The organism is Bradyrhizobium paxllaeri (genome assembly GCF_001693515.2).
In the GTDB taxonomy this organism is placed as follows: Bacteria; Pseudomonadota; Alphaproteobacteria; order Rhizobiales; family Xanthobacteraceae; genus Bradyrhizobium; species Bradyrhizobium paxllaeri.
Map to the genome: position 1 here is coordinate 7,976,115 of NZ_CP042968.1, position 24,451 is coordinate 8,000,565.

The 24,451-nt window shown below is 61.1% G+C and carries 18 protein-coding genes and 1 tRNA gene; 9 read left to right on the forward strand and 10 right to left on the reverse strand.

Translation table 11 applies throughout. The features are described from left to right. Nucleotides 1-3,777, forward strand: a complete 3,777-nt coding sequence (locus tag LMTR21_RS38125) for a PDDEXK family nuclease (RefSeq protein WP_141688245.1) — start codon at nucleotides 1-3, stop codon at nucleotides 3,775-3,777. 342 nt (nucleotides 3,778-4,119) lie between these two features. On the opposite strand, the gene LMTR21_RS38130 is transcribed toward LMTR21_RS38125, so the two are convergent. From LMTR21_RS38130 to LMTR21_RS38140, 3 genes are all read right to left on the reverse strand, one after another. Further along, nucleotides 4,120-4,359: a helix-turn-helix domain-containing protein gene (locus LMTR21_RS38130; RefSeq protein ID WP_065752368.1), complete on the reverse strand. Its 240-nt coding sequence runs from the start codon at nucleotides 4,357-4,359 to the stop codon at nucleotides 4,120-4,122. Between the two features lie 256 nt (nucleotides 4,360-4,615). Beyond that, nucleotides 4,616-5,839, reverse strand: a complete 1,224-nt coding sequence (locus tag LMTR21_RS38135) for a tyrosine-type recombinase/integrase (RefSeq protein ID WP_065752369.1) — start codon at nucleotides 5,837-5,839, stop codon at nucleotides 4,616-4,618. A 165-nt stretch (nucleotides 5,840-6,004) separates the two neighbouring features. After that, a tRNA-Ser gene (locus LMTR21_RS38140) sits at nucleotides 6,005-6,094 on the reverse strand. Nucleotides 6,095-6,294: 200 nt separating this feature from the next. Here LMTR21_RS38140 and LMTR21_RS38145 point away from each other — a divergent pair. Next, nucleotides 6,295-6,639, forward strand: coding sequence for a hypothetical protein (locus tag LMTR21_RS38145; protein WP_141688246.1), 345 nt, complete (start codon nucleotides 6,295-6,297; stop codon nucleotides 6,637-6,639). Nucleotides 6,640-6,926: 287 nt separating this feature from the next. Here LMTR21_RS38145 and LMTR21_RS38150 read toward each other — a convergent pair whose 3' ends face one another. From LMTR21_RS38150 to LMTR21_RS38160, 3 genes are all read right to left on the reverse strand, one after another. Then, nucleotides 6,927-8,387 (reverse strand): trehalose-6-phosphate synthase, encoded by a 1,461-nt coding sequence (locus LMTR21_RS38150; RefSeq protein ID WP_065752370.1) that lies wholly within the window; start codon nucleotides 8,385-8,387, stop codon nucleotides 6,927-6,929. A 196-nt stretch (nucleotides 8,388-8,583) separates the two neighbouring features. After that, nucleotides 8,584-9,420, reverse strand: coding sequence for a trehalose-phosphatase (otsB, locus tag LMTR21_RS38155; RefSeq protein ID WP_065752371.1), 837 nt, complete (start codon nucleotides 9,418-9,420; stop codon nucleotides 8,584-8,586). Between the two features lie 6 nt (nucleotides 9,421-9,426). Beyond that, nucleotides 9,427-10,929, reverse strand: coding sequence for an MFS transporter (locus tag LMTR21_RS38160; RefSeq protein ID WP_065752423.1), 1,503 nt, complete (start codon nucleotides 10,927-10,929; stop codon nucleotides 9,427-9,429). 261 nt (nucleotides 10,930-11,190) lie between these two features. Here LMTR21_RS38160 and LMTR21_RS38165 point away from each other — a divergent pair, with 261 nt between their 5' ends. Beyond that, complete coding sequence (locus LMTR21_RS38165; RefSeq protein WP_084030563.1) at nucleotides 11,191-11,544, forward strand: DUF3175 domain-containing protein; 354 nt, start codon at nucleotides 11,191-11,193, stop codon at nucleotides 11,542-11,544. 196 nt (nucleotides 11,545-11,740) lie between these two features. On the opposite strand, the gene LMTR21_RS38170 is transcribed toward LMTR21_RS38165, so the two are convergent. Next, nucleotides 11,741-13,711 carry a methyl-accepting chemotaxis protein gene (locus LMTR21_RS38170; protein ID WP_246175991.1) on the reverse strand — a complete coding sequence of 657 codons (1,971 nt, stop codon included), beginning with the start codon at nucleotides 13,709-13,711 and terminating at the stop codon, nucleotides 11,741-11,743. A 551-nt stretch (nucleotides 13,712-14,262) separates the two neighbouring features. Between LMTR21_RS38170 and LMTR21_RS38175 the strand changes: the two genes are divergently transcribed. The 4 genes from LMTR21_RS38175 to LMTR21_RS38190 all read left to right on the forward strand — a co-directional run bounded on the left by LMTR21_RS38175 (nucleotide 14,263) and on the right by LMTR21_RS38190 (nucleotide 19,298). Then, entirely contained in the window at nucleotides 14,263-14,748 is a 486-nt protein-coding gene (locus LMTR21_RS38175) for a (2Fe-2S)-binding protein (RefSeq protein ID WP_065752374.1), read from the forward strand. An 87-nt stretch (nucleotides 14,749-14,835) separates the two neighbouring features. Then, nucleotides 14,836-17,175, forward strand: a complete 2,340-nt coding sequence (locus LMTR21_RS38180) for a xanthine dehydrogenase family protein molybdopterin-binding subunit (protein WP_065752375.1) — start codon at nucleotides 14,836-14,838, stop codon at nucleotides 17,173-17,175. Nucleotides 17,176-17,249: 74 nt separating this feature from the next. Continuing rightward, a complete protein-coding gene (locus LMTR21_RS38185; protein ID WP_065752376.1) occupies nucleotides 17,250-18,050 on the forward strand; it encodes an FAD binding domain-containing protein in 801 nt (266 codons plus the stop codon). 141 nt (nucleotides 18,051-18,191) lie between these two features. Next, nucleotides 18,192-19,298: a CaiB/BaiF CoA transferase family protein gene (locus LMTR21_RS38190; protein ID WP_065752377.1), complete on the forward strand. Its 1,107-nt coding sequence runs from the start codon at nucleotides 18,192-18,194 to the stop codon at nucleotides 19,296-19,298. 109 nt (nucleotides 19,299-19,407) lie between these two features. Here the strand turns inward: LMTR21_RS38190 and hppD are convergent, their stop codons facing one another. Then, the gene (gene hppD, locus LMTR21_RS38195; protein WP_065752378.1) at nucleotides 19,408-20,526 is read right to left on the reverse strand and encodes a 4-hydroxyphenylpyruvate dioxygenase; all 1,119 of its coding nucleotides are present in this window, start codon (nucleotides 20,524-20,526) and stop codon (nucleotides 19,408-19,410) included. 123 nt (nucleotides 20,527-20,649) lie between these two features. Here hppD and LMTR21_RS38200 point away from each other — a divergent pair, with 123 nt between their 5' ends. Continuing rightward, nucleotides 20,650-21,117, forward strand: a complete 468-nt coding sequence (locus tag LMTR21_RS38200; RefSeq protein WP_065752424.1) for an Lrp/AsnC family transcriptional regulator — start codon at nucleotides 20,650-20,652, stop codon at nucleotides 21,115-21,117. 85 nt (nucleotides 21,118-21,202) lie between these two features. Then, the gene (locus LMTR21_RS38205; protein WP_065752425.1) at nucleotides 21,203-21,514 is read left to right on the forward strand and encodes a DUF1272 domain-containing protein; all 312 of its coding nucleotides are present in this window, start codon (nucleotides 21,203-21,205) and stop codon (nucleotides 21,512-21,514) included. 103 nt (nucleotides 21,515-21,617) lie between these two features. On the opposite strand, the gene fahA is transcribed toward LMTR21_RS38205, so the two are convergent. Together fahA and hmgA are read right to left on the reverse strand one after the other, a co-directional pair. Beyond that, nucleotides 21,618-22,889 carry a fumarylacetoacetase gene (gene fahA / locus LMTR21_RS38210; RefSeq protein ID WP_065752379.1) on the reverse strand — a complete coding sequence of 424 codons (1,272 nt, stop codon included), beginning with the start codon at nucleotides 22,887-22,889 and terminating at the stop codon, nucleotides 21,618-21,620. Between the two features lie 213 nt (nucleotides 22,890-23,102). Further along, nucleotides 23,103-24,449: a homogentisate 1,2-dioxygenase gene (hmgA, locus tag LMTR21_RS38215; protein ID WP_065752426.1), complete on the reverse strand. Its 1,347-nt coding sequence runs from the start codon at nucleotides 24,447-24,449 to the stop codon at nucleotides 23,103-23,105. Nucleotides 24,450-24,451: the final 2 nt, after the last annotated feature.

Genomic DNA, 24,451 nt, shown 5'->3' on the forward strand with positions numbered 1-24,451 from the left:
GTGAACGAAAACACAGATGACCCGTTCGAGGACATGCCAGTGCCTTTTAGTTTTGGCACAGTGCCGCTCGATGTTATTAGTCAAGAGTGCGCAGAGCTTCTAACAGCAATCGAAGCGTATGATCCCTTGAGGCTTGCAAGCTGCTTTGGCGGCCTTCTTTGCGAACCGTTGTTACAAAGTAACTGTGTGCGCCTGGAAACACTGGTGCATCTTTCTCTTGCCCGCGCCAAAGGATCAAAGAAGCCGAACGAGAAGATCGTCCAGCGCCTGTTCGAATGGATTGGAAGCAGTTCTGTCGGGATGCTCGAAGATCCCGCAGAGGATCTCTTCGTAAGCCTAATTGTAACACCCCGCGGAAACTTCAGGGTGCTGGAAGGCATTTGGGAATCCGCGGGTTTTCATACCCAGCGCGTTGTGAAGGCCCTCGATCTGCTGCCGCCTTACCCCCGGTTCAATAGCATTAAGGATTACGTGTATGAGTTGCTACGGCTTTCAGACCTTGTGTGCGAACGTGCATCGCTGAACCGCCTAACGGAAGGGAGCACGATTCCTCAGGAGAAGATTTCGTCGGCTGTCTTAGGGCGGTTGTCATCCGTTCGACGCCGTATTCGCTTTTCGGAAGCGGACCTTGCCGAAAGCGGGATATCGTTGGACCAGCTCGGTCCCTTCGCATTCGACCCTTCGAAGCGTGCTGACCTGACTACAGACAAGATAGGCCACTCAAGTCTAGAGCGTTATCCGTTGCTCTACCGCAACGGTGATCTCTACTTGCTTCTACCGACAGCGATCACCTCTGCCATTCGTCGTTTTGTCATCGAACAGATGGATACGCCCCAATTGCGAGATGCTTTTGCGGGAACACTTGCCTTTGAGCTGGCGACATCAGTATCGAAGATTCCCTTACTCGGTGAAAGAACGGGAGCTCCGATAGAGTTCAAGAAAACGGACAACGGCCTTCTTGCTGGCATCATGACCGCTGCTGATCGTGGAATATATCTGAACTTCGTTTTCTTCGCTGACACGCTTGATCACTTCGAGGATGACGGTCTGGTTGGAGTTTATCCCCGCGACACCCCCGAGAGACTTGTTAAAGATATCGAGCGCTGGATTGATGAGGCATACGGAGCCGTTGTCGGCAGGCGCGACTTCAGAGCCGGGGTGACATTGCTGGTGAGCAGCGGGATCGGTCGTGCCATGCTGGATCTCACACCGAAGAAGTCTTGGGCGAGTTGGCAAGTTGAGGCCGTTGGGGCTTCCGATCTCTTCACGTTGAGTTGGTTGCCAGATTTCAAGCAGATGTCGTTGTGGCGCTTGCTGAAGGGCCGAGAGAAACTGGAATCGATCGGCATCAATCTATTCAACGTAAACGGGCTTTTGAACCTTATTGCATGGTCACGAATGCTCGGCGGCCATCTTGTCCCTCACGCTAGTCTACCGGAACAATTTATCGATGCTAGCACGAAGCGCATGATCTTTGTTGAGCAGAATGCGCTACTCAAAGTGCGCCAAGAAGCAATAACAACCTTCGACGAACATGCATGCCAGTTTATAGATGGCCGTTTCTTCGTTGTCCGTCGCACAGGGGAATCCATCTTTGAAGAAGATCAAGCGCGGCCCTTCTATGTTGCGGAAGACTCAGACAGCCGCTGGCCAAAATCGGTTTACGAGACCACGCGCCGCGCTTGGTGGGTACAACTGGAGACGACCGATGCTACGGCGGGCCAGTGGGCCTACCAGCGCTTCCAGATGCTAAAGACGTGGATTTGCCTTTCTGCTCCGATACTAGATACGGAATTCCCGGCGTTGCCGGAAGGGCCGATACTTTGGCGGGCGAAGTTTAGCGGGGAGCTGGGTGACAAGCTCGGAAGAGGCGAAAGGGAGTTCCTCGATCTAGAGAGGACTCTACCATTCATACGCGCAACTATCGACTCGCCGATCCTCGCAATGGAAATCGAAGAGGGTTTCGAGCAAGCGATATTCAACCCGGAGAACGTCGCAGAACGAGCACTTGTGACAAGGCTGGTGGAAGCCGTTTTCGAACTTGCGGGCCAACCTGTCGATGTCAGCAAGCGCGACAATATTATCGCAAGGATCGTGACCAGTCCGCAGGCGCGTCAAAGCCATGCATTCATGGCCCGGAACTTCCGCGATTACGTGCGCAGATCGATCAAGCCGTCACCAGTCAAGATCGATGTGGATGATGGCGCTATCGTGAAGCTCGGTTTAGGTTGGCGAGTTCGCAATCCATCCGAAGGAAGTGAAGTAAGGGGCCGCGAGGAATGCACGTCCTATCTTAACGCCGTCGTTCGCATCCTAGAAGACGAAATATGTGATGAACTGAGAACATTGGATCGGCGAGCGGTTATTGATTTTGCGCTCACGAACCACGAGAGCGCAATGGCTGATCGAGACAACTGGCGCCGGACCTCCGCCGCTGTCGTCGCGCTTCATAGGGATAAAGCGGCCACGCTCTCGACAATCGCGATCCATGAAGCAGAATTGAATGCCATCTTTCAGGCAACCCGCCTTATGATTGAATTTGCAATCTGCGAATGCCCTGAAACAGGCGGCAGGCGTCCCGGCAACTTTGACATGTCCAGCATGATGTCGAAGATCATGCTGACTTGCGGACTGGGCGGATGGTCCGATGCGATACACTGGCAAGCCATGGAGCCTCTCGTCCGGATCACCCCGCTTGGTGACATCCACGCCAATGTTTCGTTCCACGAGGAGATTCTTACGCCGTATGGGCAGGCTGCCACCGATCTTACGGTTCAGGACAGTATAAAAAACTATGCCGTAAATCTGCAAGAACGAACGCTTGATGATGGCAGATCAGCGCAGATCGAGCCGGAATTCGTGGAGGCATTTGAAGAGCAGTTCGGGGCTTCGCTCGAACTCACGCGCCTCTTCGTAGACGGCATCGAAAATATGGGCTTCAAACGCGAGCGTGCGATTTTCCCAGTCAAACGTTCAGAGCTCGTCAGAGAAATGATCGACGGGGCGTCCCTTGACGAAAGGGCCGTGGAAAAGCTCTTGGAGTTTCTGACTTTTAAAAGCCGCCCGCGCTGGCGCGACGTTCCCGACGGGTTTTCCGACAATGACATTTTCCCGTGGAGATTTAGGCGACGGCTGTCGCTATTGCGCAGACCACTTGTGCAAATGGACAACTCAGAAGACCCGATCGTCTTGATAGCGCCCGGCATTGTGCGCGATTCTTTCGGTTATATGTTCAGACAGTATTACACAGGCGATTTTCCACGATGGCAACTCACGGCGAAGATGAATAGGTGGGCTGGCAGATCCCGAGACCGAATGGGTTCAAAGTTCAGCGAGGAAGTCGCGTCGAAGCTCCGAGAACTTGGCTGGAGCGCAGAAGCCGAAGTAAAAATCACGAAGCTGCTCCGCAAGGGTTTTGACCGCGACTACGGAGATGTTGATGTACTAGCATGGAAGCCCGGTACAGCACGCGTATTGCTGATCGAATGCAAGGATGTCCAGTACCGGAAGACGGATGGCGAAATTGCGGAACAATTGCTCGACTTTCGTGGCGAGTTAAATGCGGAAGGCAAACCTGACCTCCTGCTCAAGCACCTGAACCGCGTCGCGATGATCGAACAGCATGTGCCAGAAGTAATGAAGTACGTGCGGCTCGATCAAACCCCGAAGCTTGAACCGTTGCTTGTGTTCAAGAATCCGGTGCCCATGAAATTTGCATGGGCGAGAATGGAGGAGCGGGTGCCACTACGCCTGTTTTCTGACCTAGCGAGCCTTTAATGCCGAGGGCAGGTGGAGATGGACATCTCCGAGGCCTGCTCGTCGGCGCCGAAGGCGGCCGATGCCCGCTTGGCATTCTCGATGGAGCCGGTCACACCTTTGCGCCGCGAGACCTATTCGATCGCTCGACGGACGTGCTTTCCTCACAAGAGCCAAGCCGTCCCGGCGGTTAGACTCGGACGGTGAGGAATATAACGAAAGTGGTTGCCGCCCTGTCTAACCGGTGATCGTTGGTATCGGCAGAAAAGACATTGATACTCTCCTTCATTTCCAAAATGATAAGTTGTCTTTTCAATGCCGGCCAGGTGGCTATTCTCACCTGAAGCCGCCAAACGGCGGTGATCATTTTCTATCGGATGCGGCGCGGCTGCGCCGAACCGCTTCTGCTGCCAGTCGGCGTTCGATGTAGTCGTTGATCGATTTGACTGTGATGCGTCGCGATTTGCCTTCGGTATAACTCTCCAACTCGCCCGTGTTGATAAGTTCGTACAGTTTTTTGCGCGAGACTTGGATCGCCCTCATCGCCTGATTCGGCGATGCTACGAGCGGGGCTTCCAACGCGATAGGCATGGCGCGAGACATACAAAGCATCCTGTTGTTCCCGGATGTTTCTGAGCCTGCCAGAACGGATTGACGGCGCAAAGCCCTCAGGGGACTACGCGCATTTTCGGATGCTAAGTCGCATGGCTTCGCGCTCGTTACGGTCTACGGCTTCCATTTTTGTTATGATCGAGTACTTCCCAATCGTCCCGAACCCGCTGACAAAACGATTGGGCAAAACCAAACGCCTTGCGAATTGGTTTTGCGTTTGAACGAAGGTCGAGCTGCCCAAGATAGATCAACCCACCTCGCCAAGGCGGATAACGTCGGATCCTTGGAGGAATTGCGCCCAATCTTTCATGAGGGCGCGTCGCTTCTCGAGCTTTTGCCCGCGCTGGTAGGCTGCCGTGGTCTCCGATTTGTATTTGTGCGCCAGCGCTGCCTCGCGAACTCCATCAGGATAGTCCGTGCATTCTTCGGCCCAGGTTGCGAACGTCGAGCGAAAGCCGTGCACCGTGACGTGGCCGTAGCCCATGCGGTCCAGCACGGCGAGCATCGCATTCTCCGAAAATATTCCGCCCTCGGGATTCGGGAAGATCAATTCGCCCTCGGCGCCATCGTGGATCTCGTCCAGGATGGCAAGAGCGGGAGCCGACAACGGCACGACGTGGTCCTGGTTCATCTTCATACGTTCGCCGGGGATCTTCCAAGCGGAGGACAGCCGATCGATCTCGGACCGGCGGGCCTCTACTACTTCGTTGGTACGGCAGGCCGTGAGGATGACAAAGCGCAGCATCGTTGCGGCTGTGCCGACTGCCGCTGCAAGTTCAGTCACGAATTGCGGTGCCTCGGCATAGGGCAGTGCAGGATGATGTCGGACGACGCGTTTCGGTCGCCTTGGAAGCTTCTCGCGCAGCTGTTTAGTGAGCCCGGCGGGATTTCGAAAATCGGTATCGTCAACATCGGCGTTCTTCGCGATGATGGTTTCGATCCGTCCGCGGACACGATTAGCCGTCTCTCGCTTCTCAACCCAGATCGGCCGCAACAATTCGTAGACGTGGCTGGGCTTGATTTCCGGGATCGTGAGTTTTCCGATTGTCGGGTAAGCGTACCGTTTGAGCGACGATGGCCATTGACTGCGATGCTTCTTGCTCCAGGTCGACCAGTGCTCGCGTATGTAGATTTCTGCGCACTGCTCGAAAGTAGGCAGGGTGACCTTGGTCTCGACGGCTTTCGCTTCCTCACGCGCCGCTCGCTTCTCCTGCACGATGTCGACGCCGGGTGTGCTGCGATCGCCTTTGACGCGAAGACGCGCTGCATCGCGAGCAAACCGCGCGTCCTTTAGCGACACGTCCTTGACCGACCCTAGGCCGAGCCAGCGCTGCTTGCCGTCTTTCCAGTACCGGTAGCTCCAGTTCTTCGATGTGGCACTCGCGATGACAAGGTAGAGACCGTCGCCGTCGGGGTATTTGCCGGGCCGAGTTTCGCGTTCGACGTCGAGCGGCTTGAGCTTGCCGGGCATGCGTTCTCCATCGCGAAAATCCGTCCTCCGAACCCACGGGCAAAAGCTACAGTTTGCGCGGTGACTAGGGGTAACATCGCGGCACTAGCCGCGACAGCCATTGTCGCGCTACTCGTTGTTTTTGCTGTCGATTCGAACAATCGGATACAGAGGAGAACAGTGTAGTGGCGGAGAGAGTGGGATTCGAACCCACGGTACGGTTTCCCGCACACACGCTTTCCAAGCGTGCGCCTTAAGCCACTCGGCCATCTCTCCGGAGGCCCTCTCTTGAAGGGGCAGGAGTGATTTTGCAAGGGACGCCGGGCAACGCGGCTAAAATTTCCCCAATTCATTGAATTTGTTTGGCAATTCGGAGCGTTCCGGCATCGGATAATTGGCGCTTTGCCGGGGCTTGAACCGGAATCCGGCCACGATCGATGGCGATAGATGGCAGCGCAACTGGTGGAGGACGCATAATGATCGCACGGACGCTCTTGCTCTCGGCTCTGGCCGTAACTTTCGCAGGCACCGCGGCCAGCCCGGCGCTGGCGCAGGCCTGCACCAAGCAGGGCGTGGACGTGACCTGTGACGACGGCCGGCGCGGCATCTTTGCGGGCGACTCCATCGTGTGGGCCGACGGCTCGAAATCGAGGCTGGCCTCGCCGCATCCGAGCGTCATCATCGGCAACAAGTCGTCCGTCGTCATCGGCCCCGGCGTGTTCGCCGGCAACGGCAAGGGCGGTTACGTGCCGATGGAAAATCCGAGCGCGCCGAACAAGGCGCGCTGCCCGGTGCTGGATGGCGTGTCGTATTGTTATTGAGCGGGGCCGGGGCGTGACCGCCTCGGGCTGAGGAGGCTATCCCAAGCAAAAGCGTATCAGGAGCGCACCGCCTTCTTACCCGCCCCTCGAGGGGGCCGAGACGAGCGAAGCTCGCTCGGGGGTCGGCTCGCATTGAGCGAAGCGAAAAGCGAGACGGGGTGGGGTGATCTCTCCACTCGGGCACTGTTGGACGCGGAGAGACCGTCACCCCACCCCGTCACGCATCTGCGATGCGTGACGACCCGCCCCCTCGAGGGGGCGGGTGAAGCACGGCGGCTAGCCCCAAACTAGTGATACCGCGCGCCGCCATTGGTGGCGGAGCGAACCGGCCATAGCGCGGGCTCCGTCATCACAGGCGCCAACTCGCTCTTGTCGAGCTGGCAGTCGTGCAGCGCTTCGGTGAAGTCGGCGAACCATTGCTGGATCGTATGGCCGCGCAGCTTCGCCATCATCGCTTCCCAGCGCATCCGCCGTTCGGTGAGCGGCATCGACAGCGCGATCGCTATGGTGCGCGCCATGCCGTCGATGTCGTGCGGATTGACCAGCAATGCCGTGTCGAGCTCGTTGGCGGCGCCGGCGAATTTCGACAGCACGAGCACGCCGGGGTCGACCGGGTTTTGCGCGGCGACATATTCCTTGGCGACGAGGTTCATGCCGTCCTGCAGCGGCGTTACCACGCCGACCTGCGCGGTGCGATAGAGGCCCGCCAGCACGGCCTGGCCGTAGCCCTTGTTGAGATAGCGGATCGGCGTCCAGTCGACCTCGCCATGCTGGCCGTTGACGTCGGTAACGAGCTTGGCGACCTCGCTCTGCAGATTGCCATAGGCCTCAATCGCGCCGCGCGAGGGCGTCGCGATCTGCAAGAGCGACACGGTGCGCGCCAGCTGCGGATGCAGCGTCCACATCTGGTCGAATGCCTTGATGCGGTTGATCAGGCCCTTGGAATAATCCAGCCGGTCGACGCCGATCGCGAGTTTCTCGCCGTTCAGGCTGCGCCGCAGTCGCGAGACATCCGGATGGGTCGACGCCTTCGTCGCCAACTGGGCGAACTGCTTCGGATCGATGCCGATCGGAAATACCGCAGCGCGCGTCCGGCCGTAGCGCGAGATGATCACGCCGTCATGCACGACGAGGCCGAGATCGGACTGCGCATAGGATACGAAGTTCTCGCAATCTTCCTCGGTCTGGAAACCGATCAGATCATAGGCCAGCATCGCCTCGATCAGTTCGCGATGATGCGGCACGCCTGATATCACCGAACGCGACGGCCACGGCGTGTGCAGGAAGAAGCCGATCGGCTCGGTGACGCTGAGATCGCGCAACTCGGCGCCGAGCGCCAGGAAATGGTAGTCCTGCACCCAGAACGCGGAATCGGTTTTTCGGAATCGCAGCAGCGCGCGCGCCATGAAGGCGTTCACTTCGCGGTAGCTGAGATAGTCCTCCTGCGACGCGCGAATCAGATCGGCGCGCGAATGCAGCGCCGGCCACAGCGCGGAGTTCGCAAAACCTTCGTAATAGCCGCCGTAATGCGCGGCCGGCAGATCCAGCATCGCCAGCGCGCCGGTACCCAGCGCCTCGACTTCGGCAAAGGGTTCCTTCTGGTTCCCGTCACGGACTCTTCCGCTGGAGCCAACCCAGATAGCACCCGACTTCTCGACGATCGGCAATAGCGCCGCGGCGAGTCCCCCCGTCATGGGTTCGTTGGGTTTTCCGCGCGAAACGCGGTTAGAAACGACGACGAGGTTCACAGGTCCCCTCCCGTTGGTACGCCGCGGTTAACAACCGTTCATCAATATGGTTCCTGATCACCCTTTCAACGAATTGAAACCAAATTCGGGCTGCGGTGTGCAGGAACTCACCGGAACTCACGAAAAATAAATTTTGTCGTGAACCTCGGCGCCAAGGGCGAGAATCTATGTTCGAATCTCGTCGAGACGAAAAACATTATGGCAGCGCTGCGTCCCTTTCGTCATCAAGCAGGTGTGTAAGGAATTCCCTGACATCGCTCGGCGCATCGAAATGTCCCGCAACGCCTTTGGCACGGCGGCCGACGGAAAAAGCGAGGCCATCGAGATCAGGCATGATCGCAAATACCGTTTCGTCGGTGACGTCGTCGCCGATGAAGAACGGACGGCGGCCCTTGAACGGCTCGCGCGTCATCAATTCGCGCACGCCGCTCGCCTTGGTGAAGCCGGAATGCTTGATCTCGCAAACGCATTTGCCGGGCAGCACCTCGATCGGCGCGTTGGGCAGGTCCGCCCTGATCAGCGACACCGCCGCATAGATCGCCTTCTCGGCGTGCGGCGCGAGGCGGTAATGCAGTGCCAGCGAATAACCCTTGTCTTCCAGCAATATTCCAGGGCTGAGTTTTGCAATCGCGGCCAGCCGCCGCTTCAATTCCTTGTCCAGTGGCGGCGCATGGGCGTCCACTGACTCGCTATCCGGCTCGATCCTCATCTCGGCACCGTGGCCGCCGACGGCCGGGAATTGATCCGGCGCGAAAATCAGATCGATGTCGTTGAGCGAGCGTCCTGAGACCAGCGCCAGCGCGCCATTGGTTCGCACAAGCAGGCGGTTCAGCGTCTTCACCAGCCCCGGCGGCACCCAGACTTCACGCGGCGTCGGCATCAGATCGAGCAGCGTGCCGTCGATGTCGAGCAGAACGGCGGTCTCGCTCAGATGCGGCACCAGCGAGCGCGGCACCGGAACGGTTTCCGGCGCGGCGTCGTCTTCGCGGACAATATCTTCTTCCAACGGCATTTCCAGCAGATCCTCGTTCATCTCATCCTACTCCACAAATGCAAGCGGCCGTGCGACGGATTCGAGCGATTTGCGCTCGGCCGCCACGGCATATCGCCACGCAACGAGCGCGGCCACGATCATCAACGTCGACCCGAACAGGTAGCCGGCGAAGACACTGTTGCGCGATCCGGTATCGATCAACGCGCCGAACAGCGCGGGCCCTGCCACGCCGCCGATGCCTGTTCCGATCGCATAGAACAGCGCAATGGCCAGCGCGCGCACCTCCAGCGGAAACGTCTCGCTGACGGTGAGATAGGCCGCGCTCGCCGCGGGCGAGGCAAAGAAGAAGATCACCATCCAGGCGATGGTCTGGGTCTGCGCGGTCAGAACGCCGATCGAGAACAGGTAGCCCGACAGCGCGAGCAGAATTCCCGAAACGCCGTAGGTGGTGGCGATCATCGCGCGCCGGCCGAGCGTATCGAACAGGCGGCCGAGCAGCAGCGGCCCGAGGAAGTTACCGGCCGCAAAGGGCAGGATGTACCAGCCGACATGGCTGGCCGGGATGTCGAAGAAATCGGTCAGTATCAATGCGAAGGTGAAGAAGATCGCATTGTAGAAGAACGCCTGCGAGGCCATCAGCACCAGGCCGACCAGCGAACGTTGCCGATAGGTCGTGAACAGCGTGTGCGCCACTTCGCCAAGCGGCGTGTGGCTGCGCATCTTCAGCCTGATCTTCGGGAATATTTCATCGGCCGGATGATCCGGATGCCGCGTCGACGCCCGCTCGATGTCGTCGACGATCGCGTGCGCCTCTTCGGGACGGCCATGAATCATCAGCCAGCGTGGACTTTCCGGAATCCACATCCGCATCACGAACACGATCAGGCCCAACGCTGCGCCGATGAAATAGGCGAGCCGCCAGCCTATGTCGGGCGCGAACATACTGGGATCGAGCAGCACGATGGCGGCGACCGCGCCGATCGCGGCCCCGATCCAGAAGCTGCCGTTGATCACGAGATCGGTCCAGCCGCGATAACGCGCCGGCACCAATTCCTGGATCGTCGAGTTGATCGCGGTATATTCGCCGCCGATGCCCGCTCCGGTCAGGAAGCGAAACAGCGCGTAACTCGCGACGTTCCACGACAGCGCGGTGGCCGCAGTCGCGGTGAGATAGACCGCGAGCGTTATGAAGAACAGTTTCTTGCGCCCGATCCGGTCCGTCAGCCAGCCGAAGCCGAGCGCGCCGAGCACGGCGCCGGCGAGATAGGCGCTGTTGGCAAGGCCGACGTCGAAATTCGAGAATTGCAGCGTCGGGCTTTCCTTCAGCGCGCCCGACAGAGCGCCCGCAAGGGTGACTTCCAGCCCGTCCAGAATCCAGGTGATGCCGAGCGCGGCCACGACGCGGGTATGAAAACCGCCCCACTGCAAGCAATCGAGCCGTGCAGGTATACTGGTCTCGACGACGCGGTCATTGCCCTGCGCCGCCGGTGCGGAGATCGAGACACTCTCACTCACTGCCGCACCGTGCCGTATTGCTGTCGGACCCATCAGATTGGACCAATGAAAAAACACCCCGGAACGCCCCAGCCCCAGGGTTTTCTCGCTCAATTGCGGCAAACATGCTGCCCGCCACCGAGATAACGCCCTCGGTTGGCAGGGGTTCCGACGATTTTCGCGCCGCGAAAATGCATAGCTGTCATGGTGTGCTGGGGCATGCAAGATATTTGCTGCGGCCTTTCTGCGTCATTGCGAATGAAGGAACAGAACCACCGACCGCCCGTTCTTCGGCGAAACAGCATGGAGCCGATCATGGCCGAACGTCGGAAAACATCCCGTCCGCGCAAGACCGCCGCTCGCAAAAGCAGTCGCACGACAGCGACGAGGAAATCATCACCGAAGCGGTGGTCGCAGCGCGTGACACGGGAAAGCGACGCGCTCGATCTGAAGCGCGGCGTGTTCAAGCAGACCAGCGCGAAGAAGATCGCGGCCTCGCTGAAGCGTTCTGCCGAGCATAGTTCACGCAGAAAGAGCGGCGCCTATCGCTCGGCGCTGTCGATGCTGACCTTCTACATCAACCGCGCCGGCAAGACCCTGCCGAAGACGCAGCGCGCGCGGCTGGAGCGCGCGAAAGTGGAGTTGAAGCATCAGTTCGGGAGGGAGTGAAGCCGGCTTCTCACTAGAGCAGCGATAGTGTCCCTCCTCTAACCGTCATGCCCCGCGAAAGCGGGGTATCCAGTACGCCGCGGCTTCTCGGTTAAGCACAGCCGTCTCTGGAATACTGGATCGTCCGGTCGAGCCGGACGATGACAGCCTTGGATGGGATTGATCCGCCTCGCCGGAGCGATATACTGGACCCCGCTCACGCCGCCCGGATATTCCCCATGAAGCGATCGAGCTCTTCGCGCAGCCGCGTGCTTTCGCTCGACAACGTTCGCGCCGAATTCAGCACCTCCTCGGAGGCTGAGCCGGTTTCGGTCGCGCCGCGGTTGACGTGCATGACGTTGGCGGCGGCCTCCTGGGTGCCTTGCGCGACGTTCTGGACGCTGCGCGCGATTTCCTGGGTCGCCGAGCTTTGCTGCTCGACGGCGCTCGCGATCGTCGAGGCGATGTCGGAGATTTTTCCGATGGTACCGCCGATCTCCTTGATCGCGGCGACCGATTCCTGCGTCGCACCCTGCATGCCCGTGATGTGATTTGAAATCTCGTCGGTCGCCTTCGCGGTCTGGCTGGCGAGCGATTTGACTTCGGATGCGACCACGGCAAAGCCGCGGCCGGCATCGCCGGCGCGGGCCGCCTCGATGGTGGCGTTCAGCGCCAGCAGGTTGGTCTGCTCCGCAATCGCCGTGATCAGCTTGACGACGTCGCCGATCTCCTGCGCGGCGCGCGACAGCTTTCCGATCCGCCCGTCGGTCTGTTCGGCCTGACGCACGGCCGCTTCCGCAATCTGGCTGGATTCCTTGACGCGCCGTCCGATCTCGTCGACGGAGGCCGACAATTCCTCGGTCGCCGACGCCACCGACTGCATGTTGCTGGAAGCCTCTTCCGAGGCGCCGGCAACCTGGCTGGACAGGCTCTGGGTGGTTTCAGCCGTCCGTGTCAACGTGCCTGCGGCGGCTTCAAGCTGCACGGCCGAGGACGACACGTTGGAGACGATGGCGCCGACGGCGGCTTCGAACTCATCGGCGAAGCGGATGAGCTCGGCGCGGCGCGCGGCGCTCGCCGCCTTGTTCTGCGCTTCCTGGGCGGCGGCGTCGCGCTCGGCGCGAGCGATCGCCTGCACCTTGAACTCTTCGACCGCGCTTGCCATCTCGCCGAGTTCGTCCTTGCGGCCGAGACCGGGCAGCACGACTTCGAAATTGCCGGCGGCGAGTTCGCGCATCGCCTTGCACATCGCAATCATCGGCCGGGAAATGCCGGTGCCGAGCAGGAACGCCCAGACGCAGCCGAGCAGGAAGCCGCCGGCGGCAAGGATCAGGATCAGCCGCTCGGTCTCGCCGATGGTCGCGTTCGATTCGGCCTCGAGCCGCTTCTGATCGGCCAGCAAGTCCGACTTCATCGCAAGCGAGCCCTTGTTGATGGCCGCCGCCGATTCAGCCATTTCCTGGATCAGGTCATCGATCTCCTTGGCATTGTCGACCAGCTTGGTGAGCGCCTTCTGGTATTCTTCCAGCAGAGCCGCGATCTCCTGGACTCCCTGGCGGATCTTGTCATTGTTCGCCGGGATCGCCTTCAACGAGTTGCCGAGAAATTTCAGGCGCGCGAGCGCGCTGGAGGCGACCGTCTTGTCCGAATTGATGACAAAGGTGTTGGCGAGCCCCACCACGGCCTGAAACTCATCGGCCACTTTTTTTGCACTGAAGGTGACCGCCTGAAGCTCGGATTCATCAGCGTTGCTGGGGAGATCGTCGAGCTTGTAATAAAGCGACTGGCCATTGCGCGTCAGCTGGTTTTGCGCAACCCGCGCGCTCTCGTCCTTGACCTTGAGGATGTCGGCGAAAATTTTCGTAAAGGTGCGGAACTCGCGTTCCAGCTTCGCGACCTGCTCGAGCCGGGTCGGGTTGGTGGTCCCCTTCATCGAGGCGATGATCGCGTCCTTCAGGCCGGCCTCGGCTGCCAGCGCCGCCTTGCCGTCCTCTTCCTTGCCCGTCGCCACGAAATAGCGGGCGAGCGAACGATAGGAGATCAGCTCGCGATCGATGTCGCGCGACAGGTCCGCCTCCAGCACGCTGCGCCGATAGGAATCGACGCCAGCAGAAACATGTTCGAACCCAAGATAGGCAAACCCCATGCTGGCGGCCGAGATCGCCAGCACGACGGCAAAGCCGAGCATGATCTTGGCGCGGAACCGCAGGGTCAGGATCTTGAAAGACGAGCCGCTACGTTTCGGAAATCGCACGTCACCCCCCGTTTTCGTTCTAAAAACAGGCATCGGCGGCCCCCGCCCCCGATCCGGTGCGCAAACTTAAGGCACAATGGATAAAGGTGGGTAAATCCGGGCAAAAGTTGCAAGGGGGTGCGGAGTGACCGGTCTCGCACCCTCCCCTGGAGGGGTCCGGACGAGCGAAGCTCGCTCGGGGGTCGGTTCGCATGAGCGAAGCGAAATGCGAAACGGGGTGGGGTGATCTCTCCACTCGGGCACTGTTGGATGTGGAGAGACCGTTACCCCGCCCCGCCGCGCGTTACACGCGCGTCGACCCACGAGCGAGCTTCGCTCGTCCGGACCCCTCCAGGGGAGGGTAAGAAAAGGCTCTCCGCGAGAATCCTTGGGCGCACATCGCGCCGATGTCATCACAATGACCCGGCCCACAAAAATCCCAGTTGCAAGTTCCCTCGCCGCTGTTTCTAATTGGAATAATTATAAAACATCGGGAGGTACCACGCGTGTCTACAGTCAAACTGACCGTGAACGGCAAAGCCGTGTCGGCCGACGTCGAGGACCGGACGCTCCTCGTCCATCTCCTCCGAGACCACCTGAACCTGACCGGCACCCATGTCGGCTGCGACACTAGCCAGTGCGGCGCCTGCGTCGTCCATATTGACGGCCGGGCGGTCAAATCCTGCACCGTGCTGGCGGGCCAGGCGGCGGGCTCCAGCGTCACCACCATCGAGGGCATCGCCAAAGGCGACGAGTTGCACCCGATGCAAGCGGCGTTCCGCGACAATCACGGCCTGCAGTGCGGTTACTGCACCCCCGGCATGATCATGTCGGCGATCGATATTGTGCACCGCCACAGTGGCCAGCTCGATGAAGCAACCGTCCGGCACGAGCTGGAAGGCAATATCTGCCGCTGCACCGGCTACCACAACATCGTCAAGGCAGTGCTCGATGCGGCCGGACGCATGAAGGTCGCGCAGGCGGCTGAATAAACCGCCTGCCAGCAATTTCTCGAATTCAAGACCGCGTTTCGACGGAAATGGCGGGAAACAAATAACTCCGGTTGGGAGGATCAGGACATGGGCGTTGAAGGCATTGGCGCAAGCGTCGTGCGCAAGGAAGACCGCCGTTTCATTACCGGCAAGGGACGTTACGTCGACGACATCAAGCTGGTGGGCATGACCCACGCACACTTCATCCGCAGCCCGCATGCACATGCCAAGATCAAGAGCATCGACACGTCGGCGGCAAAGGACATGCCGGGCGTGGTCGGCGTGCTGACCGGCCAGCAGATTGTCGACGACAAGATCGGCAATCTGATCTGCGGCTGGGCCATCACATCGAAGGACGGCACCGGCATGAAGATGGGCGCATGGCCGGCGATGGCGCCGGAGACGGTGCGCTTCGTCGGCCAGGCCGTCGCGGTCGTGATCGCCGAGACCAAGAACCAGGCCCGCGATGCGGCGGAAGCCGTCGTGGTCAATTACGAGGAGCTGCCCGCCGTTCCGGATATCCGCGCCGCGATCAAGCCGGGCGCGCCGCAATTGCACCCGGAAGCCCCAGGCAATGTGATCTACGACTGGGTCATCGGCGACGAAGGCGCAACCGATGCCGCCTTCAAATCGGCAGCCAATGTCGTCTCGCTCGACATCACCAACAACCGCCTGGTGCCGAACGCGATGGAGCCGCGCGCCGCGATCGCCGAATATAACGAGCCGGAAGAGCACTTTACGCTCTACACGACCTCGCAGAACCCGCATGTCGCCCGCCTCGTGCTGTCGGCGTTCTACAACATCGCGCAGGAGCACAAGCTGCGCGTGGTGGCGCCCGACGTCGGCGGCGGCTTCGGCTCAAAGATCTTCATTTACCCTGAGGAAATGGTGGCGCTGTGGGCCTCCAAGAAGGTGGGACGTCCGGTGAAGTGGACCGGCGACCGCACCGAAGCCTTCCTCACCGACGCCCATGGCCGCGACCACCTCACCAAGGCGGAGATGGCGTTTGACAGGGATAACAAGGTCACCGGGTTGCGCGTCAAAACCTACGCCAATCTCGGCGGCTACATGTCGCTGTTCTCGTCCTCGGTGCCGACCTATCTCTACGCGACGCTGCTGTCGGGCCAGTACAACATCCCGAACATCTTCGCCGAGGTGATCAGCGTCTACACCAACACCGTGCCGGTCGACGCCTATCGCGGCGCGGGCCGCCCCGAAGCCAGCTTCGTGGTGGAACGGCTGATGGAAACGGCCGCGCGGCAGTTGAAGGTCGATCCGGCGGAGTTGCGCCGCAAGAACTTCATCACCCAGTTCCCGCACCAGACGCCCGTCATCATGGCCTATGACATCGGCGATTTCGGCGCCTCGCTCGATGCGGCGATGAAGGCGATCGACTACGCCGGTTTCGCAGCGCGCAAGGCGAAGGCGAAATCCGAGGGCAAGCTGCGCGGCATCGGCGTCTCCTGCTACATCGAGGCCTGCGGTATTGCGCCGTCGAAGGCCGTCGGCAGCCTCGGCGCCGGCGTCGGCTTGTGGGAATCGGCGGAAGTGCGCGTCAACCCGGTCGGCACCATCGAGATCCTCACGGGATCGCACAGCCACGGCCAGGGTCACGAGACCACGTTCTGTCAGCTGATCGCCGATCGTCTCGGCGTTCCCATCAGCCAGGTCTCGATCGTCCATGGCGACACCGACAAGGTGCAGTTCGGCATGGGCACCTATGGCTCGCGCTCGGCGGCCGTGGGCCTCACCGCGATCCTGAAGGCGATGGAGAAGGTCGAGGCCAAGGCCAAGAAGATCGCGGCCCATCAGCTCGAAGCTTCCGAAAACGACATCGTCATCGAGAACGGCGAGTTGAAGGTTACCGGCACCGACAAGTCGCTGGCCTTCCCGATGGTCGCGCTCGCGGCTTACACCGCGCACAACCTGCCTGACGGTATGGAGCCGGGGTTGAAGGAAACCGCGTTCTACGACCCGACCAACTTCACCTTCCCGGCCGGCGCGTACATCTGCGAAATGGAAGTCGACGCCGCGACCGGCAAGAGCACCTTCGTCAACTTCGTGGCGGCGGATGATTTCGGGCGGCTGATCAACCCGATGATCGTCGAGGGCCAGGTCCATGGCGGCCTTGCCCAGGGCATCGGCCAGGCGCTGCTGGAGGGCGTGGTGTATGACGCTTCCGGCCAGCTCCTGACGGCCTCGTTCATGGACTACACCATGCCGCGCGCGGACGACCTGCCCTCGTTCAAGCTGTCGCACACGACAACGCTGTGTCCAGGCAATCCGCTCGGCGTCAAGGGCTGCGGCGAGGCCGGTGCGATCGGCGCTTCCGCCGCCGTGATCAACGCGATTACGGATGCGATCGGCAACAACAAACTCGAAATGCCGGCGACGCCCGATCGCGTCTGGCATGCGATCCACGGCTAGCGCGCAGCCCGCAAAAGTGGGCACCGGTTTTGCGACCGGGCTTCGCGCAACAATAAAAGATTTGGAGAAACATCATGCACCAGACAACCTATCATCGCCCCTCCTCGGTCGACGAAGCCGCAAGCCTGTTCACCAAGGGTTCGGATGCGAAGTATCTGGCCGGCGGCCATACGCTGATCCCTGTCATGAAGCAGCGGCTGGCCTCGCCGTCCGACGTCATCGATCTCGGCAAGATCAAGGAACTAATCGGCGTCGAAGCAACCGGTGACGGAATCGTCGTCAAGGCGGCAACGACCCATTACGACGTCGCTTCGAGCGAAACGGTACGGAAGGCAATCCCGGCGCTGGCCTACCTCGCCTCGCTGATCGGCGATCCGGCCGTGCGACATCGCGGCACCATCGGCGGCTCGCTCGCCAACAACGATCCGGCGGCGGACTATCCGGCGGCGGTGCTGGCGCTCGGTGCCACCGTGAAGACCAACAAGCGCTCGATCTCGGCGGATGATTTCTTCAAGGGCCTGTTCTCCACGGCGCTTGAGGACGGCGAAATCATCACCGCGGTGTCGTTCCCGGTTCAGGCCAAAGCGGGCTACGCCAAGTTCAACCATCCGGCCTCGCGCTTCGCGCTAACCGGCGTATTCGTCGCCAAGACCCCGGCAGGCGACGTTCGCGTCGCCGCGACCGGTGCATCGCAAAGCGGCGTCATGCGTGTCGGCGCGATCGAGGCGGCGCTGAAGGCGAACTGGTCGCCCGGCGCAATCGACGGCGTCAAGATTTCGGCGGACGGGCTTCTGAACGACATCCATGGCACCGCCGATTACCGCGCCAACCTGATCAAGGTGATGGCGCAGCGCGCGGTGCAAGCAGCCGGCTGATCTATCCCTCCTTGAGCCATGCATGCGGCGCGCAGCGATGCGCGCCGCATTGCTTTTGGGCCAAGATTTGCTTGCCACTCGGCCGCGAAGGCGAGACAATTTAGCTAATCGGCTAATTAAAAGATCATTCGAGGAAGCACCGTGCTCGACAAACCAGCCACCCAATCTGCTACCCGCACCTCCGGTCCGCTCGCCGGCTTCCGCATCGTCGAATTCGCCGGCATCGGCCCGGGTCCGTTCGCCTGCATGATGCTCGCCGACATGGGCGCGGAAGTCGTGACGCTCGATCGCGTCGGTGCGAAGAAGAATTTGAAGTCGGTGGCGGGACGCGGACGGAAGGTGGTCGAACTCGATTTGAAGGACAAGGCCGCAGTCGCGCAGGTGCTCGATCTGCTCGCCAATGCCGACGCGCTGATCGAAGGTTTTCGGCCCGGCGTGATGGAGCGGCTGGGTCTCGGGCCCGATGTGGTGATGGCGCGCAACCCGCGGCTGGTGTTCGGCCGCATGACCGGCTGGGGCCAGGAAGGCCCGCTGGCGCATGCCGCCGGCCATGACATCAACTACATCTCGGTGACCGGCGCGCTGGCTGCGATCGGCACGAAGGAGAAGCCGGTGCCGCCGCTCAACCTCGTCGGCGATTTCGGCGGCGGTGCGCTCTATCTCGTGGTCGGCGTGCTCGCCGCGCTGCTGGAAGCGTCGAAATCCGGCAAGGGCCAGGTGGTCGATGCTGCGATGTGCGACGGCGCAGCCTCGCTGATGTCGATGTTCTTCGACATGACCGCGATCGGCCGCTGGGTCGAGGGGCGCGAGCAGAATTTCCTCGACGGCGGCGCGCATTTCTACGGCATCTATGAATGCTCCTGCGGCAATTTCATTTCGATCGGCTCGATCGAACCGCAGTTCTACGCGCTGCTGCGCCAGCATGCCGGCCTCACCGACGCCGATTTCGACGCGCAGATGGACCGCAAGGCCTGGCCCGCGCTGAAAGACAAGCTGACGAAGGTGTTCATGAGCAAGAGCCGTGAGGACTGGTGCAAGATCATGGAAGGCACCGACATCTGCTTCGCGCCGATCCTGACCATGGCGGAAGCGCCAAAGCATCCGCACAACGCCGCACGCAACATTTTCGTCGAGCGTCACGGCGTGACGCAACCGGCGCCGGCGCCGCGGTTCTCGCGGACGCCGTCGGCGATCCGGGATGCGGAGAAGGCGGAGATTGCCGAACTGACGAGTGCGTGGAAGAGATAGCCGTCATTCCGGGGCGCTCGCGAAGCGAGCGAACCCGGAATCCAGAGGTCGTAACATCGAGATTCCGGGTTCGATGCTGCGCATCGCCCCGGAATGACAGCGGCGGGTTCTACGCCGCATTCCCCACCTTCAACACGCCCCGCCGGATCTGATCCTCCTCAATCGATTCGAACAGCGCCTTGAAATTGCCCTCGCCGAACCCGTCGTCGCCCTTGCGCTGGATGAATTCGAAGAAGATCGGCCCGATCGCATTGGCAGAAAAGATCTGCAGCAGCACCTTGGTGTGGCCGCCATCGACCACGCCCTCGCCGTCAATGAGGATGCCGTTGCGCTGCAGGCGCGCGACTTCCTCGCCATGTCCCGGCAACCGCGCGTCGATCCTCTCGAAGTAGGTATCCGGCGGCGACGGCATGAACGGAAGGCCGGAGGCGCGCAAGGTCTCGACGGTGCGGTGAATGTCGCGCGCGCCGCAGGCGATGTGCTGGATGCCCTCGCCGCGGTAGATGTTGAGATATTCCTCGATCTGCCCGGAATCGCCGGCGTCCTCGTTGATCGGAATCCGGATCTTGCCGTCGGGGCTCGTCAGCGCGCGCGAGAACAGGCCGGAGGCGCGACCCTCGATGTCGAAGAAGCGAATCTGGCGGAAGTTGAACAGTTTTTCGTAGAAGCCGGTCCACACATCCATGCGGCCGCGATGGACGTTGTGGGTGAGGTGATCGATGTAATAGAGCCCGGCGCCCGCGGGCCGCGGATCTTTCGCTCCGAGCCATTCGAACTCGAGGTCATAGGCCGATCCCTTGGCGCCGTAGCGGTCGACGAAATAGAGCACGCTGCCGCCTATGCCCCTGATGGCGGGAACATCGAGTGTCTTCTGCGCGGCGGAGATATCGGCGGCTTCCGCGCCGAGCGACAGCGCCCGCTCATAGGCCCGCTTCGCATCGACGACACGAAACGCCATCGACGGCGCGCACGGCCCGTGGGCGGCGACGAAGCCATATCCATGCGTGCCGGGCTCCTCGTTGACGAGATAGTTGATGTCGCCCTGACGATAGACCGTGATCTTCTTGCTCTTGTGGCGCGCGACCGGCGCATAGCCCATCAGGCGGAGCAGTGCGTGCAGTTCCTCAGGCTTCGGGTGCGCATATTCGACGAACTCGAACCCGTCGGTGCCCATCGGATTGTCTGATGTGATGGTGGCGGCCGGCGCGTCGTGCGGAAACGGACCCATGGCGAAATCTCCCGAAAATTGATCTGGATCAATATCGGGCGAAATGGACGCAAAGTGCATGCAAATGGAGGCGCATTCGGCTATCGTGACGCACGATCCGTGCACCAAACCGGTAATTTGCGCATGATCTCCGTAGACGCCTTCGATCTCAAAATGCTGGCCGCCCTGCAGGACGACGGCCGGCTGACCAACCAGCAGTTGGCCGACCTCGTCGGCCTCTCCGCCTCGCAATGCTCGCGGCGGCGAATGCGGCTGGAGGAGGAAAAGGTCATCGCCGGCTACCACGCCGACCTCTCCGGTGAGGCGCTCGGCTTCAACCTGATCGCCTTCGTCCACATCACGCTGGCGACGCATTCGCCCGACAATGCCAAGAAATTCCGCGCGCTGGTCAACCGCGTCGACGATATCCAGGAGGCCTATTCGCTCACCGGCGATGCCGACTACGTGCTGAAGGTGGTGCTGCGCGATCTGAAGGACCTCTCCGACCTCGTCAACAACGTGCTGATGCCGCACCAGAGCGTGGCACATGTGCGCTCGTCGATCGTGCTGGACCGGCTGAAGGAGAGTTCGAGGCTGCCGTTACGGAAGTAGCATGGCGCAATTGGAGGGAAATTCGTCATTCGCGTTTTCCAGCCGATTTGCAATGATCCCCGAGGAATCAACCTACGAGGCGACGATGGCGCTGCAACTCCGCCCCAACTGCGAATATTGCGACAAGGACCTGCCGCCGAACGCGACCGATGCGCTGATCTGCTCCTATGAATGCACGTTCTGCGCTGATTGCGTGGAGAACAAGCTGCACAATGTCTGCCCGAACTGCGGCGGCGGCTTTGAGCGGCGGCCGATCCGGCCCGCCACCGAGCGGCGGCCGGGTGTATGTGTCACCAAGCAGTTGCCGTCGGACAAGCGGGTGCATTTGAAATACAGCGTCGAGGATGTCGCCGCGCATTGTGCGCGAATGCAGGATATTCCGCCGCAGGAGCGGTAACTTCGTAGGGTGGGCAAAGCGAAGCGTGCCCATCATTTCGCAGCGTGCTCGACGACGGATGGTGGGCACGTCGCTCCGCTCCTTTGCCCACCCTACGGCTCCGCTATTCAGCCGCCAATATCGTCCCCTCGACTTCGCCAAAGCCGACGCGGTAGCCGTCGCCCTGGCACCAGCCGCGCATGACCAGCGAATCGCCATCCTCAAGGAAGGTTCGCTTCACGCCTTCGGCCAGTTCGACCGGCTCGGTGCCGTTCCAGCTTATCTCCAAAAGGCTGCCGCGCTGGTCCTTCTCCGGGCCGGAGATGGTGCCGCTGCCTAAGAGATCGCCGACATTCATGGCGCAGCCGCAGGCCGCGTGGTGCACGAGCTGCTGCACCGACGACCAGTACATGTATTTGAAATTGGTGCGGCTGATATTTTTCGGCGCATTCATGGGCGCCGCACGCATCCCGACCTCCAGCGCCATGTCGTAATTGTTCGGCTGCGCCTGCTGCAGATAGGGCAGCGGCTTCGGGTCCTGCGCCGGACCATGCAGCCGGAACGGCTCCAGCGCCTCGCGCGTCACCACCCACGGGCTGATCGAGGTCGCGAACACTTTTGCCTGGAACGGTCCCAGCGGCACATATTCCCATTGCTGGATGTCGCGCGCGCTCCAGTCGTTCAGGATGACGAAGCCGAAGATCATGTCTTCGGCCTGCTTCTCGGTGAGCATCTCGCCCATGTCAGATGGCTGGCCGACCACGACGCCCATTTCGAGCTCGAAATCGAGCCGCTTGCACGGCCCGAAGCTCGGTACGTCGGCGCTCGGCGGCTTCAACTGTCCGCGCGGCCGGCGCACCGGCGTGCCGCTGACGACCACCGTCGAGGCGCGGCCGTTATAGCCGATCGGCATGTGCAGCCAGTTCGGCTGCAGCGCATTGTCCTTGCCGCGGAACATGACGCCGACATTGGTGGCGTGCTCCTTGGACGAATAGAAATCGGTATAGCCGGAGACGGCGAACGGCAGATGCAGCTTTACATCGGCCATCGGCACCAGCGCGCGTTGGCGCAGTTTCTCGTTGTCGCGCAGCTCCGGATTATCATGACGCAGAAGTTCGCTGATCCGCGCCCGCGTGCTCGACCACACCTTTGGCCCCAGCGCCATGAATGGATTGAGCTGGGACGCTGCGAATACCGCGGGCTCGACGAGGTCGAAGCGACAATCCTGCGCGAGCTGCCAGAGATCGAGCACGTAATCGCCAATTGCAACGCCAATGCGCGGGGCAAGGCCGTCCTTGGCGGAGAATACACCGTAGGGGAGATTCTGGATCGGGAAGTCGGACGTGGCGTCGACCGGGATGAAGGAACGGAGCTTGGGATCGTTGGGATGGGGCATGGTTTTCCCGATGGAGCATGAATACCAGTGCGGCGGCTTTCTCTTCACCCTCCCCTGGAGGGGGAGGGTCGGCACGGATCGAGCGAAGCGAGATTCGTGACGGGGTGGGGTGATCTCTCCACTCGGGCACTGTTGGATGTGGAGAGACCGTCACCCCACCCCGCCGCTCATTTCATGAGCGTCGACCCTCCCCCTCCAGGGGAGGGTAAGAAACTAAGGCTTGTTTGGATCGAACCGTTTCTCCAAACCCTTCCAGCAGTCCGCATAATCGTCCTGCAGCGTTGCCGACGTCGCCGCGTGTTGGGTCACCCGCTGCGGAAAGCGGGTTTCGAACATGAAAGCCATCGTGCCGGTCAATTTCACCGGCTTCAACTCGCCATTGCTGGCGTGATCGAACGCCTGGCGGTCCGGGCCGTGCGGCAGCATCATGTTGTGCAGGCTGATACCACCGGGGACAAAACCTTCCGGCTTGGCGTCGTAGACGCCGTAGATCAGCCCCATGAACTCCGACATGATGTTCATGTGATACCAGGGCGGACGGAAGGTGTTCTCGGCGACCGCCCAGCGCTCCGGGAAAATGACGAAATCGATGTTGGCAGTACCGGCGGTTTCCGACGGTGAAGTCAGCACCGTGAAGATCGAGGGATCTGGGTGGTCGAAGCCGATGGCGCCGACGGGAGAGAAGGTGCGCAGATCGTATTTATAGGGCGCGTAGTTGCCATGCCATGCGACGACATCGATGGGCGAATGCGGCAGCGTGGTCTTGAACAACGAGCCGCCCCACTTCACGTAGAGTTCGGTTGGCGTGTCCTTGTCTTCGTACGACGCCACCGGCGTCAGGAAGTCGCGCGAGTTGGCAAGACAGTTGGCGCCGATCGGCCCGCGCTCCGGCAGTGTGAACGCGCCGCCGTAATTTTCGCAGAGATAGCCGCGCGCCGGCCCGTTCAGAATCTCGACGCGGAATTTCACGCCGCGCGGGATCACCGCAATCTCGCCGGGCTCGATGTCGATGCGGCCGAACTCGGTGACGAGGCGCAGATTGCCCTGCTGCGCCACGAACATCATCTCGCCGTCGGCATTGTAGAAATGCTGATCCACCATCGACTTGGTGATGAGGTAGACATGTGCGGCCATGCCGGCCTGCGTATTGGCATCGCCCGCCGTCGTCATGGTCTGCACGCCCTGCAGGAAGGTCGTATCCTCCTTCGGGATCGGCGCCGGATCCCAGCGCAGTTGCGCGATCGGCAGCTCATATTCATGGCACGGCGCGGTGCGCCACAGTCCGGCGTCCGCTTTTTCAAAGCGGCCGGAGTGCTTCACCGACGGGCGGATGCGGTAGAGCCAGGAGCGCTCATTGGTGCCGCGCGGCGCGGTGAAGGGCGAGCCGGACAATTGCTCGGCATAGAGCCCGTAGGCGCAGCGCTGCGGCGAGTTGCGGCCCATCGGCAGCGCGCCGGGCAAGGCCTCGGTCTCAAAGCTGTTGCCGAAGCCGGACATGTATCCGGGCGTTATCTGCGCCGTGCTTCGGACGATCTGATCAGGCGAGGTATTGATATTCATGG

Coding starts and splice junctions, on each gene's coding strand:
- LMTR21_RS38130 (WP_065752368.1), bottom strand. CDS start 4,359: ATGTCTCGCGCCATGCCTATCGCGTTGGAAGCCCCGCTCGTAGCATCG.
- LMTR21_RS38135 (WP_065752369.1), bottom strand. CDS start 5,839: ATGCCCGGCAAGCTCAAGCCGCTCGACGTCGAACGCGAAACTCGGCCC.
- LMTR21_RS38145 (WP_141688246.1), top strand. CDS start 6,295: ATGATCGCACGGACGCTCTTGCTCTCGGCTCTGGCCGTAACTTTCGCA.
- otsB (WP_065752371.1), bottom strand. CDS start 9,420: ATGAACGAGGATCTGCTGGAAATGCCGTTGGAAGAAGATATTGTCCGC.
- LMTR21_RS38160 (WP_065752423.1), bottom strand. CDS start 10,929: ATGGGTCCGACAGCAATACGGCACGGTGCGGCAGTGAGTGAGAGTGTC.
- LMTR21_RS38165 (WP_084030563.1), top strand. CDS start 11,191: ATGGCCGAACGTCGGAAAACATCCCGTCCGCGCAAGACCGCCGCTCGC.
- LMTR21_RS38170 (WP_246175991.1), bottom strand. CDS start 13,711: ATGCTCGGCTTTGCCGTCGTGCTGGCGATCTCGGCCGCCAGCATGGGG.
- LMTR21_RS38180 (WP_065752375.1), top strand. CDS start 14,836: ATGGGCGTTGAAGGCATTGGCGCAAGCGTCGTGCGCAAGGAAGACCGC.
- LMTR21_RS38185 (WP_065752376.1), top strand. CDS start 17,250: ATGCACCAGACAACCTATCATCGCCCCTCCTCGGTCGACGAAGCCGCA.
- hppD (WP_065752378.1), bottom strand. CDS start 20,526: ATGGGTCCGTTTCCGCACGACGCGCCGGCCGCCACCATCACATCAGAC.
- LMTR21_RS38200 (WP_065752424.1), top strand. CDS start 20,650: ATGATCTCCGTAGACGCCTTCGATCTCAAAATGCTGGCCGCCCTGCAG.
- LMTR21_RS38205 (WP_065752425.1), top strand. CDS start 21,203: ATGGCGCTGCAACTCCGCCCCAACTGCGAATATTGCGACAAGGACCTG.
- fahA (WP_065752379.1), bottom strand. CDS start 22,889: ATGCCCCATCCCAACGATCCCAAGCTCCGTTCCTTCATCCCGGTCGAC.
- hmgA (WP_065752426.1), bottom strand. CDS start 24,449: ATGAATATCAATACCTCGCCTGATCAGATCGTCCGAAGCACGGCGCAG.